This is a genomic window from Subtercola endophyticus (genome assembly GCF_021044565.1).
GTDB lineage: Bacteria > Actinomycetota > Actinomycetes > Actinomycetales > Microbacteriaceae > Subtercola > Subtercola endophyticus.
In genome coordinates this window covers 3,462,618-3,476,175 of sequence record NZ_CP087997.1, presented here as the reverse complement: position 1 = coordinate 3,476,175, position 13,558 = coordinate 3,462,618, and the positions used below count along the sequence as shown (strand labels likewise).

13 protein-coding genes are annotated in these 13,558 nt (G+C 65.1%); 7 read left to right on the top strand and 6 right to left on the bottom strand.

All coding sequences use genetic code 11. The annotated features are described in order from the left end of the window. Nucleotides 1–25 precede the first annotated feature (25 nt). Nucleotides 26–439: a hypothetical protein gene (locus LQ955_RS16160; protein ID WP_231025506.1), complete on the top strand. Its 414-nt coding sequence runs from the start codon at nucleotides 26–28 to the stop codon at nucleotides 437–439. A 97-nt stretch (nucleotides 440–536) separates the two neighbouring features. Here the strand turns inward: LQ955_RS16160 and LQ955_RS16155 are convergent, their stop codons facing one another. Next, nucleotides 537–2,048 carry an MDR family MFS transporter gene (locus tag LQ955_RS16155; RefSeq protein WP_390623495.1) on the bottom strand — a complete coding sequence of 504 codons (1,512 nt, stop codon included), beginning with the start codon at nucleotides 2,046–2,048 and terminating at the stop codon, nucleotides 537–539. A 265-nt stretch (nucleotides 2,049–2,313) separates the two neighbouring features. Continuing rightward, the gene (locus LQ955_RS16150; RefSeq protein WP_231025505.1) at nucleotides 2,314–2,778 is read right to left on the bottom strand and encodes a GNAT family N-acetyltransferase; all 465 of its coding nucleotides are present in this window, start codon (nucleotides 2,776–2,778) and stop codon (nucleotides 2,314–2,316) included. 58 nt (nucleotides 2,779–2,836) lie between these two features. On the opposite strand from LQ955_RS16150, the gene LQ955_RS16145 reads away from it, so the two are divergent. Both LQ955_RS16145 and LQ955_RS16140 read left to right on the top strand, forming a co-directional pair. Further along, on the top strand, nucleotides 2,837–3,349 hold the full coding sequence (locus tag LQ955_RS16145) for a GNAT family N-acetyltransferase (protein ID WP_231025504.1): 513 nt from the start codon (nucleotides 2,837–2,839) through the stop codon (nucleotides 3,347–3,349). Nucleotides 3,350–3,459: 110 nt separating this feature from the next. After that, nucleotides 3,460–3,891: a hypothetical protein gene (locus LQ955_RS16140; RefSeq protein WP_231025503.1), complete on the top strand. Its 432-nt coding sequence runs from the start codon at nucleotides 3,460–3,462 to the stop codon at nucleotides 3,889–3,891. Nucleotides 3,892–4,196: 305 nt separating this feature from the next. Here LQ955_RS16140 and LQ955_RS16135 read toward each other — a convergent pair whose 3' ends face one another. Continuing rightward, a complete protein-coding gene (locus LQ955_RS16135) occupies nucleotides 4,197–4,838 on the bottom strand; it encodes an alpha-ketoglutarate-dependent dioxygenase AlkB (protein ID WP_231025502.1) in 642 nt (213 codons plus the stop codon). 404 nt (nucleotides 4,839–5,242) lie between these two features. Further along, on the bottom strand, nucleotides 5,243–6,196 hold the full coding sequence (locus LQ955_RS16130; RefSeq protein WP_231025501.1) for an IS1595 family transposase: 954 nt from the start codon (nucleotides 6,194–6,196) through the stop codon (nucleotides 5,243–5,245). A 214-nt stretch (nucleotides 6,197–6,410) separates the two neighbouring features. On the opposite strand from LQ955_RS16130, the gene LQ955_RS16125 reads away from it, so the two are divergent. Further along, a complete protein-coding gene (locus LQ955_RS16125; protein ID WP_231025500.1) occupies nucleotides 6,411–8,930 on the top strand; it encodes a phosphoketolase family protein in 2,520 nt (839 codons plus the stop codon). A gap of 5 nt (nucleotides 8,931–8,935) precedes the next feature. Here LQ955_RS16125 and LQ955_RS16120 read toward each other — a convergent pair whose 3' ends face one another. Beyond that, nucleotides 8,936–10,303 carry an MFS transporter gene (locus tag LQ955_RS16120; RefSeq protein WP_231025499.1) on the bottom strand — a complete coding sequence of 456 codons (1,368 nt, stop codon included), beginning with the start codon at nucleotides 10,301–10,303 and terminating at the stop codon, nucleotides 8,936–8,938. 180 nt (nucleotides 10,304–10,483) lie between these two features. Between LQ955_RS16120 and LQ955_RS16115 the strand changes: the two genes are divergently transcribed. Further along, a complete protein-coding gene (locus LQ955_RS16115; protein WP_231025498.1) occupies nucleotides 10,484–11,041 on the top strand; it encodes an SRPBCC family protein in 558 nt (185 codons plus the stop codon). Then, entirely contained in the window at nucleotides 11,034–11,717 is a 684-nt protein-coding gene (locus tag LQ955_RS16110) for a dienelactone hydrolase family protein (RefSeq protein ID WP_231025497.1), read from the top strand. The genes LQ955_RS16115 and LQ955_RS16110 overlap by 8 nt, the downstream gene beginning before the upstream one ends. A gap of 108 nt (nucleotides 11,718–11,825) precedes the next feature. Here the strand turns inward: LQ955_RS16110 and LQ955_RS16105 are convergent, their stop codons facing one another. Then, complete coding sequence (locus LQ955_RS16105) at nucleotides 11,826–12,344, bottom strand: DinB family protein (RefSeq protein ID WP_231025496.1); 519 nt, start codon at nucleotides 12,342–12,344, stop codon at nucleotides 11,826–11,828. A 219-nt stretch (nucleotides 12,345–12,563) separates the two neighbouring features. On the opposite strand from LQ955_RS16105, the gene LQ955_RS16100 reads away from it, so the two are divergent. Continuing rightward, entirely contained in the window at nucleotides 12,564–13,556 is a 993-nt protein-coding gene (locus tag LQ955_RS16100; protein WP_231028032.1) for an IS481 family transposase, read from the top strand. The last annotated feature ends 2 nt before the right edge of the window (nucleotides 13,557–13,558 follow it).

Here is a 13,558-nt window from a genome sequence, read left to right as displayed (position 1 = left end):
GGGGTACTTTTAGGAGGGGTAAGGCATGCAATCGATCAGAGTGAATTACCGCAGCGAGACACGGGTCTTCGAGTTCAGTAATCGGCGAGGCGAGGCCATCGACATCGCTGCGCCACCGGGTCGGCCCAGCGCCGGCGCCGTGCTGCTCAGCGAAACCGAGCGACCCGAAGCCGCTGACGTCGTCGGCACGAGACTCGGGTCAGGAACCCTCATCGGTTACCTCTCTCGAGCCGTGCACGAGACAGGCCTACGCCTCGTGATTCTCACCGTGCTCACCGATTCGGGCGAACAGGTGGCCGGGCCGGTGCTCAGCGAACAACTCGACGACGACGAGGCAGGCCTCATCATGCGGGCCGCGGCAGCGACCGACGACCCGATCAGCACCCTGCGCAGCTTCGTGACCTTCCGCCCAGACCGCGACGCGCTGGCGAGCATCTAGGGCTCGGCGACAGCCCGATGGCATGATCGCGTGACACCGCGTGACCGCGCCCGACGACGCGTCGATGCTTGGCGACGTGTTGATGCTTGGCGACGTGTTAGTGCCCGACCGGCACGCCGCCTTCTACATCGGCCGGCTTGCGCACGAAGAACGCCACGACGATCGCGGCAACCGAGATGATCGCCCCTACGAGAAACGCCGCTGCGATTCCGTCGGTCTGCGCCACGACCGGCGAATCGCCCGACACCACGAGCGTCGTCGCCCGCGTGGTCATGATCGTCACGAACAACGCCGTGCCCGCGGCGCCCGCCACCTGTTGCACCGTTCCGACCACGGCAGAGCCGTGCGAGTACAGCGCCGGCTTCAGCGAGCCGAGACTGGCGGTGAAGAGCGGAGTGAACAGCAGCGCGAGGCCGACGCTGAGCACCACGTGGGCGACCAGCACCATCCACACCGGAGTGGTCGGGGTCACCATGGTGAGGCACCACAACACCGCACTCACCACGAAAGCGCCGGGGATGAGCAGGATGCTCGGCCCGCGTTTGTCGTAGATGCGGCCCACCAGCGGCGCCAACGCCCCCATCACAAGCCCACCGGGCAACAGCAGCAAGCCGGTCGACAGGGTGCTGAGGCCGAGCACGTTCTGTAGGTACAGCGGCAGCAGAATGAGGGTGCCGAACAGCGCCATCATGCTGATTGCGAACATGATGATCGACAGCGTGAAGTTCTTCGACGTGAACGTGCGCAGGTCGAGCAGAGCGCGGTCGCTACGCTGCAACTGCAGCTGGCGCAGCACGAACAGGGCGAGCGCCACGAGCCCGATGGCGAGCGGGGCCCAGCCGGGCATCCACCCCACCGCACTGCCCCCGCCAATGGTGGTGAGCCCGTACACCAGACCGCCGAAACCGAAGGCCGACAGGATGACCGAAAGCACATCGAAGGGCGCCTTGCGCGGCGTCGTCACGTTCGGAATGCGAAGCGCACCAAGTACAAGCGCCGCGAGGGCGATGGGCAGAACGAGCCAGAACATCCAGCGCCAGTCGAGCACGCTCAGAATCAGGCCGGAGATGGTCGGGCCGATTGCCGGCGCCACCGAGATGACGATCGAGATATTACCCATGGTGCGGCCTCGCGACGACGGCGGAACCAGCGTCATGACGGTCGTCATCAGCAGAGGCATCATGATGGCCGTGCCGCACGCCTGAACCACCCGGCCCACAATGAGCATTTCGAAGCCGGGTGCGCTGGCGGCGAGCAAGGTGCCGATGCTGAACAGGGTCATCGCCGCGACATAGACCGGCTTGGTATTGAAGCGCTGCAAGAGAAAGCCGGTGATGGGAATCACGACGGCCATCGTGAGCATGAACGCGGTCGTCACCCACTGCGCCTGCTCGGCGGGAATGTCGAGACTCGACATGAGTTTGGGCAGAGCCACGCTCATGATCGTCTCGTTGAGAATGACGACGAACGTGCTCACCAGCAGAATGCCGATGACCAGCTTGTTGCGCGCATCGAGCTTGTTCTGCGCATCGAGACCGGCCGCAGTCGATGTTGAAGAGGCCGCCGGGGTTTCGTCGACGAAGACCTCGGTCGGCGCTTCGCTCGCGATGCGAATCTCGTGTGCAGCCCGGGTGTCGGGGAGTGTGTCGTCGGCCAACGTGGCTCCTGTCGATGCAAGCGATGAAGGGGAGGGATAGCCCGTGCTGGGTCAAAGCGCGGGATGCGCGGCATTATTCCGCCGCGAACATGAACTTCTGGTTGCGGCAGACGTTACCTCAGACCACCGACAACGTCGACCGTTCCTCATGTGTACGCTGTTCACATTAGCGCGCGAGACCTTTGTGCGCTAGCGGATGCCCGCCTAGCTCGCCTGCCTAGCTCGCCTGCTCGAGACGGCGCTCGTAGCAGAGCGACTGCGGCGAGTCCGCGTAGTAGCCGAAACAAGGAATGGGCACATACTGCTCGCGCTCATAGAACCGCACCGCGTCGGGCTGGGCCGGCCCGGTCTCTAAGCGCAGCACCGCGATGCCTCGCGCCACCGCTTCGGCCTCGAGGGCGGCCAGAATGCGCGTCGAGACTCCGGTGCCGCGCGCGGCCGGCACCACGAACATCCGTTTGATCTCGGCTGCACCTTGAGCAAGCAGTCGCAGGGCACCGCAACCGACGGCGGCACCGTCTTCGGTGCGGGCGATCAGAAAGACTTCGATGTCGTCGGCCGATGGCTTCGTTCCCGGTTCGGTATCGGCGCCATACCGGTTGTCGAGCTCGTCACGCTGAGCCTGCCGCAGCCTCTCGCCGTCAGCATCGTACCACTCTGCCCGCTCGATCGAAATGCTCACCACTCAATTGTCTCGCACCCTCGCGGTTCACTTTGTCTCGTACGCGTAGGCTCAAGACGTGCGTCTCGCTGACATCATCGTTCGCCCCACGACGGCCGAAGACTGGGTCGATGTACGCGCGCTGCGCCTCGAGATGCTGGCCGACACTCCGATCGCATTCGGTGACACCCTCGAATCTGCAAAGCTGCAGGGCGAGCAGTACTGGCGCGAGCGCGGCGGCCGCGGAACCACAGGAACCGGCGCGAATCTCGCCGCCATCGACACTGCTGCCGGTGACCGTTGGGTAGGCACCATGGGCGGGTACATCGATCGCACAGCGGGCCCGATGCTCGTGGGCGTCTACGTCTCGCCCGACTACCGCGGAACAGAGCGCGGGGTCACCGACGCCTTGATGCAGGGCATCGAAGAGTGGGCGCGCGGGCATTCCAGCACATTGACTCTGCACGTGCACAGCCAGAACGCGCGAGCGATCGCCGCGTACGAACGACGCGGTTACGTGGCGACCGGGCGACTGTTTCCCTACATTCTGAACCCGCATCAGCGTGAGATGGAGATGCGCAAGCCGCTCTGACCGGTCGCACACGGTAGTCGTCGTTGTACACAACCGTCGATCACGGCGAGTTCTCCACAATCGGCGGCCCAACGGCCGGCGAGCGGATGCCCGTGGCCGAACATCGACGCATGACAACTCTCACCACCACCGAAGATCCGCTCAGCGAACCGCTCACCACCGACCGCCTCCTCGAAAAACGGGTGCTCTCGTGCATGGGGCCGGCGTGCCGCAGCCAGGTATGGCTCCTGCTCCTCGACTCCGACGAACGCCAGCTGCCCGTCGCGATTCCGTGTGACGACCTGAGGCCAGAGCCCACCGAGCTCGAGGTCGACAATCTCGCCGCATTCGCAGCCGGAATGCTCTTCGACCGCGGCGGCAGCCAGCTCGTCACGGTGTGGGAGCGGCAGGGCCGCGGTTCACCCACCCCCACAGACGCCCGCTGGGCGGCCGCCTTCGCCGAGCACTGCGAACGGCGCGGCATTCCGCTCCGGGCGCAGCTGTTGTGCCATTCGCGCGGCGTACGAGTGCTGCGTCCGGCCGAGCTGCGGGCGGCGGCCTGATGCGGCTCGGCCCGACGCGGCACGGTCCCGGGCGGCACGGCCTCAAGCGGCACCGTCTGCGTCGGCGGAGCGCGCGTGGGCACGGCCTGCGGGGGCGCTACCCGCGTGGTCGGAGCCTGCGTCGGCACTACCCGCGCCGGCACCTCGGCGCCGTGGTGCAGGCGCAAAACGTAGGAGAATTCGACCTGGTGAGGCTATGTGGCGCCGACGGGGTCGATATCTCCGCTGAAACGCACGGCAATGACTCGCGACGGCGCGTGCTCGCCGCCGCACATGCGCACGCAACGCCACGCCCTTGCCGACGACTACGCGCCGAGGCGCTTCCAGTGCGGCCGGAACTGAATGCTGATGCGCGGACCCACCGCCTGCTTGGTCTTCAGAATCGCGTGCTCGTGCGTGCGCTGGCAGCTGCCGCCCATCACCACCAGGTCACCGTGGCTCACCACGAACCGGCGCACCTCACCCCCGCCCTTCGGCCGAAGCGAGAGAGTTCGCTCGGCTCCCACCGAGACGATCGCCACCATGGTGTCGCGGTCGATCAGTCTGCCGACCCGGTCGCCGTGCCAGGCGACGCTGTCGTCTCCCGTGCGGTAGAAACACAGCCCCGCGGTTTCGAAGACCTGGTCTTTCGGGCGACCATAGTGGTCGTTGAGATCGTCTTGCGCACGATCGAGCAGACCGTCAGGAAACGAGTCGCGCGGGCCGAACCACGAAACCAGTCGCGGCACAGCAACCACCTTGTCGTACATCGGCCGCGCATCTGCCTTCCACGGCACCTGCAACGCGAGGCGCTCGAACAGTTCGTCGGAGTTGGTCACCCAGCCGGGCCGCACGTCGAGCCACGCTCCTTCACCGAGCTCGACCCGTTCGACCGTGCCGCCGAGAGGTTGCAGTTCTGGCGCGGCGCCGGGTTCGTCGAACAACGACATTTGATACGCGAGATTCATACTCCGACTCTAGCGAGTTTCGAACATATGTACTGGGTATCTGCTTAGGTGAAGCAAACGTAATGATAATCACTCAACTATGATGAAGCAATGAATGCTTGGCGATCTTCTGCGATTGAGGATGCAAAAAAGTCGGCGGTGTCAAGGGCGGCTGGACGAGATCGCTGGTATCGAATTCTCCATCGGTCGCGATCGGCATTCTGGTGGGTCTTCACGCCCGTATTGATCTTCTCAGTTGTTGTGCACTTTCTACCGGACTCTGCCATGAAGAGTGATATCCAAGCTGCGATCACCTTCGGGCTTCCTTTTGCCATTGCAATCCCTGTTGCAGCGTGGACGTTGGCCAGGGTTGTACTTCGCGTCATGAATGGGCACCGCCGAATGTAGCGAGTGCATCGCTCGATTCACTCCCAGAGGGGTTGATCGCTAACGAGGCTGGGCAGCGGGTGGGGTTCGGTGTTCACCGCCTGGCTCATCAGCCGGTAGAACAGCAGGCCCCTGTTTTTCGCGGAACGCCGGTTGAAGCGGAATGTGAACTCGTCCAGGTAGTACGCGAGGTGATCAGAGGATGCCCCATATTGCAGTGTTCCCTGCAACCAACGCTTCAACAACGACGCAACGATATGCACCCCGGGCAGGTCAACATGCGCAGGTTTCGTACCACCGAGCTGCGTGTAGTAATCATGCTGATAGCCCAGCCCCGACAGCCGGCGTAACTCTCTCGCGCCGTCCGTTTTGATCCTCGACCCCGGCTCGACGGTACGCGTGGCGAACGTGACGAGCGCGAGCGGTTCTTTCAGTGTCGGCTCCAACCGGATTCGGCCGAGTTTTCTGGGGCCGAGCATTTCCGCGGCAACCATCACACCGAGCTTGGACGAGGAACGGCCCGCGTTGCCGCGGCTGATGCCGCCGACGAAGGTCTCATCGACCTCGACCGTGCCCGTGAGTACATCACGGCCCGGGATCACCATCGCACGCCGGAACTTATGCATCCACGCCCACGCCGTCTCATACGACTTCAACCCCAACACCCGCTGCAACCCGAGAGCCGAGACCCCGTTCTTCTGCGCCGTGATGAACCACGCCGCAGCGAACCAGGTCTGCAACGGCGTACGAGTGCGATCAAAGAGCGTGCCCGCCGTCACCGACGTGCGCCGCTGACAGACCCGACACATCCACAACCCGTCGCCCGTGCGCCAAAACTTAGTCGCATCGCACTTCGGGCACACGAACCCACCCGGCCACCGCAAACCAGCGAGGAAATCAAAACAACCCCGCTCGGTCGAGAACCACTCCTGGAATTCAGGAAATGTTCCTGGATAGTCCACACCAGGCAACGGGCCCGAATGTTCAGCCATACTCAAAGGTTACTTCACCCAAGCAGATACCCAGTACATATGTTCGATGTTCTCTTCAATCGCCCTCGACGCGCACCGAGCCTCATTCGTGTGTTCAAGCGGTGTTGGCCTGCTCGACACCATTGCGCCTCTGGCCTCTACCAGGCGGCATGCCTAGGCTGAGGCAGATAGACCATGCCGAGTGGGCACTGCCCGCACACAGGAGGGTTCAGTCATGACAGACACAGCCGAGGTCTCGACGACCTTTGACGGCATCGAGGCTCAGACGTCACACGGAGCGTCGCAGCCGTGGCCCGTTCGGGCCCCAGAACGACTCGAAGGCGAAGAACTGCAGAGGGTCAACGCCTGGTGGCGCGCAGCCAACTACCTCTCTATCGGGCAGATCTACCTGCTCGACAATCCGCTGCTGAAAGAGCCCCTGAGTCGCGACGACATCAAGCCTCGCTTGCTCGGGCACTGGGGCACCACGCCGGGCCTGAACTTCGTCTACGCGCACCTCAACCGCATCATTCAGCAGCGCGAACAGGCTACGCTCTACGTCACCGGCCCGGGGCATGGTGGTCCTGGCATGGTGGCGAACGCTTACCTCGACGGCACGTACTCCGAGGTCTACTCCCCCATCGGCAAAAACGAAGAGGGCATGCGGCGGCTCTTTCGGCAGTTCTCGTTTCCCGGCGGCATTCCCAGCCACGACTCGCCCGAGACGCCGGGCTCGATTCACGAGGGCGGTGAGCTCGGATACTCGCTCAGCCACGCCTACGGCGCTGCCTTCGACAACCCGAACCTGTTGGTGGCGTGCGTCATCGGCGACGGCGAGGCCGAGACCGGCCCGCTGGCGACGAGCTGGCACTCGAACAAGTTTCTCGACGCCGCTCAAGACGGCGTCGTACTGCCGATTCTGCATCTGAACGGCTACAAGATCGCCAACCCGACTGTTCTGGCGCGCATCCCCGAAGACGAACTGCTCGACCTCATGCGGGGCTACGGGCACAACCCGCACATCGTCTCCGGCGGTTTCGACGACGAAGATCCCCTGCTCGTGCACCAGCGCATGGCTGAAACGCTCGACGAGGTGCTCAACGAGATCGCCGAGATCAAACGCCAGGCCGCAGACGGCAGTCTCACCGGCACAGCTCGGTGGCCCATGATCATCTTGCGCACTCCGAAAGGCTGGACCTGCCCGAAGGAGATCGACGGCCTGCCCGTCGAGAACACCTGGCGCGCGCACCAGGTTCCGCTGGCGAATGCCCGCGACACCGAAGCGCACACGCGCATTCTCGAAGACTGGCTGAAGAAGTACAAGCCCGAAGAGCTCTTCGACGAGAGCGGGGCACCCTTCGACTTCATCACCGACCTGGCACCACGCGGTGAGCTGCGCATGAGCGCCACTCCCTTCGCGAACGGGGGCCTGTTGCGGCGCGAACTCGATCTACCCGACTTTCGCGACTACGGGGTCGACGTGCCGAGCCCGGGTGCCACCGACGACTCGGCCACGAAGGTGCTGGGCGATTGGCTCGCCGACGTCATCGAGAAGAACCCCGACAACTTTCGTATCTTCGGCCCCGATGAAACCGCCTCCAATCGGTTGCAAGGGGTCTACAAGAGCACCGAGAAGCAGTGGAACTCGGCCATCTGGCCGATCGACGAGCACCTCGCCCGCGCCGGCAGGGTGATGGAGATGCTCTCGGAGCATCAGTGCGAAGGCTGGCTCGAAGGGTATCTGCTGACCGGCCGGCACGGCCTGTTCAACTGTTACGAGGCGTTCATTCACATCATCGACTCGATGGCGAACCAGCACGCCAAGTGGCTGAAGGTCTCACGTACCATTCCGTGGCGCCGCTCCATCTCCTCGTTGAACTACCTGCTCTCGTCTCACGTCTGGCGGCAAGACCACAACGGCTTCAGCCACCAAGACCCCGGCTTCATCGACCACATGGTCAACAAGAAGGCCGACGTCGTGCGGGTCTACCTGCCGGTCGACGCGAACACCCTGCTCAGCACGTACGACCACTGCCTGCGCTCGGTCGACTACATCAACGTGGTCGTCGCCGGAAAGCAGCCGGCCCCGAACTGGCTCACGATGCCTGAGGCCGTCGCGCACTGCACTCGCGGACTCGGCATCTGGCCGTGGGCGGGCACAGAGGTCGCCGGCGAAGAACCCGACGTGGTGCTCGCCTGCGCCGGAGACGTGCCCGCACTCGAGACACTCGCCGCGGCCGCTCTGTTACGCGAGCACCTCCCGCAGCTGAAGGTGCGGGTCGTGAACGTGATCGACCTCATGCGGCTGCAGTCGGCCAGCGAGCATCCGCACGGTCTCGCCGACAAGGAGTTCGACACCATCTTCACCACCGACAAGCCCGTAGTTTTCGCCTATCACGGGTACCCGTCGCTCATCCATCGGCTTACGTACCGCCGCACGGGGCATGTCAACCTGCACGTGAGCGGCTACAAAGAGGAGGGCACAACCACGACGCCGTTCGACATGGTGATGCTGAACGACCTCGACAGGTATCACCTCGTGATGGATGTCATCGATCGCGTGCCCGGCCTCGCCGTGGTGGCCGCCGAACTGCGGCAAGAGATGCAAGACGCCCGTATGCGCGCACGGGCATATACGCGCGAGCATGGCGAAGACATCCCCATCGTGGCCGACTGGAGCTGGTCTCGATCGAACGGAACGGGCCTCTCGCAGCAGAGCACGACGGCCGACGATACCGGGGGTGACAACGTGTGACCCGCTCAGGGAGCCGTTGCGTCGGCAGCGACATCATCTGACGCCTCCGCAGCCAGCCCAACGGCGGATGCTCGGCGGCGCCAGATCGCCGCATGCACCAGCCCGAAGAGACCGACGGCGGCGGCAGCGCACGCCGACACGACGAACGCACTGAACGCGGAGCCGCCGTCGATGGCAATGCCGGTGATGGCGCCGCCCACGGTGACTCCGAGCGATAGACCGATCGACGGCCAGGTGAGCGCTTCGGTCAGCCGCGACTCGTCGACTCGTGACGCGATGAGCGACGTGCCGGAGATGAGAACCGGAGTTGTGACCAGCCCGGCCACGAAGATCAGACTGGCGACCACGGCCGGTGTGTGAAAGAACAGCAGGCTCGGCACCACCACGGCATAGGCCACCGTACTGACCAGCACTCGCGTGGTCGGTGCCCAGTGGGCGCTGAGCGGACCGAACGCGAAGCCTGCCACGACGCTGCCGACGGCGAAGACAGCGAGAATGACTCCTGCGAGCCAGGTCTGCCCGGCCTCACGCGAAACCCCCACGGCGCCGACATCGATCGACGCGAAGACGACCCCGACCGCCAGGTAGATGGGCAACAGGGGTGCAACGCCAGACGGCAGGCGCAAGCGGCGACGACCCTGCGCAGACGAGGAGCCGATCGCGGCCGCGGGGTCGATCGCGGCTAGGGCGCCGACCGCAGACGGCGCATTGTTCGCGGACTGGGCGCCGACCACGGCGTCGGTGACGCGGCGCCCGCGCACCGGTGGCGTGGTCTTCTTCTGCGACCACAGCCAGAAGCCACCCACCAGCGTCGCCAGCACTCCGGCCGCGAAACCCACCACGGTACCGGCCGTCGCCGCGACGAGTGTGACCACCGGCGGGCCGACCACGAACACGAGTTCGTCGCTCACCGATTCGAGCGCGAGGGAGGTGTGCTGCTCGGCAGGGGCCGACAGCAGGTAGCGCCAGCGTGCACGAACGAGTGATCCCATGTCGATCGACACCGCTCCGAGGGCGAACGCCGACACGAACCAGGTCGCGACGGGGGCGCCGAGCAGCACGGTCGTCACCAGCGCGGCGGCCGCGACCAGGGTAGCCGCCAGGCTGAACGGCACGATGAGACGCTGGCCCCGGGCATCCACCGCCCTCGACCACAGCGGGCCACCGACGGCGATGCCGAGCACGATGGTTCCGGCGACGGCACCCGCGAGGGCGAAGCTGCCGGTCTGGCCCGCGACCAGCAGAATCGTGGCTATGCCCGACGTCGAGCGCAGAATGCGGCCGAGCCAGCCGGCCGCGACGAACTGCACCGAACCGGGGACCCGCAGAATGTCGGCGTACGAGCCGAAGAAACGAATGCGCGCAGAAGACACGCTGAACCTCACTGGCCGACCATCGAAGGCGAGAATGCTCGCCGGCTGCTCGGGGTCGACGCCTCTAGTTTAGGCGACGCGCCCGCGGCGCGAGGGCGCCCTGCAACCCGAAAACACACTGCCGAGCGGTACGTCGTAGAGTGGATGTACTGATTCGACCCCTCGCGGAGAGCCTCACTTATGCAACCGAAGCCGGTTCTGTTCACCGTCGTGGGCGTGAGCTTCTCTGAGCCACGGTTCGCCTTCGACGTGGTGGTGCCGCGCGACGACAGCACGCTCTTCACCGGATTCGCCGGGGTGCTTCCCGCCGTCACCTCAGCGGAGAATCATGGCGAGACGTACGACCGCATCGGCGATTCGCGAACGGTGCGTCTCTCAGACGGGGGCACCTTTCGCGAAGAGATCGTGCGGTACGTTCGCCCGCACAGCGCCCACGAGACAACGCCGCCCGGCGAAGCCTCGACCGGCTACTTCGACTACGACGTCACCAAATTCACGGGTCTACTGAGCCACATCGTCTCTGACGCGACGGCCCGCTGGACCTACGCGCCCGGCACCACCGGCCGCACCCGCATCACGTGGGCCTACGCCTACCGCCCTCTGCCGGGGCGCACGTTCGTCGTTCGGCGGCTGATCGGCCCGCTCTGGATGCGGTACATGCGACGATCGATGCGCAACGTACTGGCCGCCATCGTCGACGAACGCCGGGCCGACGGCGCGGAGCGCGAGAGTGCCTGAGTTCATCGACATTCCGTCGCCGAGCTGGCCACTGACCTTCGGAACACCGGGAAACCCTTCGGTAGTCGTCGTGCACGACAGCTTCGGGCGCTTGCCCTACCTCGAGTCGTACGCAACGGCACTGGCCAGTCGTGATTTCTACGTCGTCGTGCCCGACCTCTTCAACGGTCTAGCCACCATCGAGGCCGAGGGGGCCGACGAGTTGCGGGGCGGCATCGACATCGGCTTCGCGCTGGCCGCTCTCGAAGACGCCGTCGAGTTGGGGCGCGGGCACGGCTTCGACGGGGCACCCGACGCGAGCATCCAGAGTCAGAGCACGAAGGTCGGGCTTCTCGGTTTCGAGGTGGGCGGCTGGCTCGCTCTGAGGTTGGCGCAGTCGGGTTCGGTCGACGCGGTCATCGCCTACTGCGCCGGCCTCGGCGACGACGAGCCGGGCATCGTGCCCTGCCCCGTGCTGCTCAACTACAGCGAAAACGGCGAGTGGGGCGTCGGGCATCCGGCGGATTCGTTCGTGAGCCGCCTGAAGGAGATGGGCACGCCGGTCAGCCGGCACACCTACGTTGGAACCTCGAGCTTTTTCGCCAACGCCACCCTGCTCGACCGGCTCGACAAGAACGCCGCAGCTCTCGCCTTCGCCCGCTCGACTTACTTTCTGCAGGAGCAACTCGAAGAATAGCCGTCGAGCTGCGGAATCGGGCGGGTCGTCGCCCGCCGCACCCGCCCGATTCCGTAGCTCGACGGCGCAGACCGGCGCCGCAGACCGGCGCCGGGCACCGGATCAGAGTCAGCGGTGCACGTCGAAGAGGTGATGCACGGGGTCGTGAATGTAGTAGCGCGCCAAGGTGTCGACGGTGAAACCGGATCCGTCGCTGCGGCGCCCGGTGCGGCCCCACTGACCATCGGGCACACGCTCGAACGCCGAGGCCAGCGACTCGGCCGCCTCGACGAGCTGGGCTGCGACAACAGCCGGGTCTTGCTCGTTGTAGCGCTCTTCGACGGCGGTCGCATCCTGATCCCAGTTGGCGAACTCGGGGTCGTCTTCGGCGAGCATCAGAGCGAGTCGTCCCGCGAAGATGCGGAACACGTCGCGCACGTGGGCCCCGTATTCGAGGGCTGACCAGGTCTCGGCGTCGGGCCGCACCGCGACGTCGGCGCGCTTGAGCACGGCCGGCCAGGCCGCTGCGTTCTCGCGAGTGAGACGCGGCACGTCGATTGCCGCCGTCGCCGAGGAGTCGAAGCCGCACTCGGGGCAGGCCCGCTCGAGAACCCAGGTCCAGTTTTTTGTGTCGGGAACGATAACCATCTCAACAGCATAGAAAGAACCTCGGGGGCGAGCCCCGCGAATTCTCGCCAGCGTTCCGCGTAAACCTGCCAGGGTCGCGGATGCCCGGCTAGGTGTACTGCTCAGGGAGGTTGGTTGATTCGGTGTGACGACTCGCTGTAGTTGTTGGAATGGGGTGAGGGCCCCCGGGGCGAAAGTGGAGTTGCTCAGTCAACCACTTACCGACCTGAAAGGGCCCTCGTGTCTCACGCTAACGCAGCTCTCACCCCACGTCACCGTCTCCGCATCGCGCGCCTGATAATCGATGACGGCTGGCCCGTCGCTCATGCCGCGGCGCAATTCAATGTTTCCTGGCCTACGGCGAAGCGTTGGGCCGACAGATACGCGGCGATGGGCGCAGCGGGTGTCGTGGATCGTTCTTCTCGTCCGCACTACAGCCCAACCAGGACCCGGCAGCAGCTCGTGCGGAAAATTGGGCATCTGCGGTGGAAGCAGCGCCTGGGCCCGGTCGCGATCGGCGCGAAGCTCGGGATGCCAGCATCAACAGTGCACGCCGTTCTCGTGCGGTGTCGGCTGAACCGGCTCGGCTACATCGATAAACACACCGGTGAGGTCGTCCGCCGCTACGAACATGACACTCCGGGCTCGTTGATCCACGTCGATGTCACGAAGTTCGGCAACATTCCTGACGGGGGCGGGCACCGATACGTTGGCCGGCAGCAAGGTCGCCGGAACCGGGCCGCTACCGTCGGGATTGTCAGAGATGCTCGTTATGAACCCCGGCCGGGGAAAGAGTTCGTGCACACCGTGATCGATGACCACTCCCGGGTCGCGTACGCCGAGATCCACGCCGATGAAACCGCCGCCACCGCCGTGGCCGTGCTGCAGCGGGCGGTGTCCTGGTTCGCCGTCCGCGGCGTCACTGTGCAACGAGTGCTCTCCGACAACGGGTCAGCGTACAAGTCGCATCTCTGGCGCGATACCTGCGCGGAACTCGGGATCACACCGAAAAAGACCCGGCCGTACCGGCCCCAAACGAACGGGAAGATCGAACGATTCCACCGCACCCTCGCCGACGGGTGGGCCTACAAACGGTTCTACCCCACCGAAACCGCGCGCCGAAACGCCCTCCCCGCATGGCTCCATGAATACAATCACCACAGACCCCACACCGCCATCGGAAGCCACCCACCCATCAGCCGGTTAACCAACCTCCCTGAGCAGTACAGCTAGGG

Excerpts from the sequence above, each read along its gene's own strand:
- LQ955_RS16160 (WP_231025506.1), top strand. The coding sequence starts at position 26 with ATGCAATCGATCAGAGTGAATTACCGCAGCGAGACACGGGTCTTCGAG.
- LQ955_RS16140 (WP_231025503.1), top strand. The coding sequence starts at position 3,460 with ATGACAACTCTCACCACCACCGAAGATCCGCTCAGCGAACCGCTCACC.
- LQ955_RS16135 (WP_231025502.1), bottom strand. The coding sequence starts at position 4,838 with ATGAATCTCGCGTATCAAATGTCGTTGTTCGACGAACCCGGCGCCGCG.
- LQ955_RS16130 (WP_231025501.1), bottom strand. The coding sequence starts at position 6,196 with ATGGCTGAACATTCGGGCCCGTTGCCTGGTGTGGACTATCCAGGAACA.
- LQ955_RS16125 (WP_231025500.1), top strand. The coding sequence starts at position 6,411 with ATGACAGACACAGCCGAGGTCTCGACGACCTTTGACGGCATCGAGGCT.
- LQ955_RS16115 (WP_231025498.1), top strand. The coding sequence starts at position 10,484 with ATGCAACCGAAGCCGGTTCTGTTCACCGTCGTGGGCGTGAGCTTCTCT.
- LQ955_RS16105 (WP_231025496.1), bottom strand. The coding sequence starts at position 12,344 with ATGGTTATCGTTCCCGACACAAAAAACTGGACCTGGGTTCTCGAGCGG.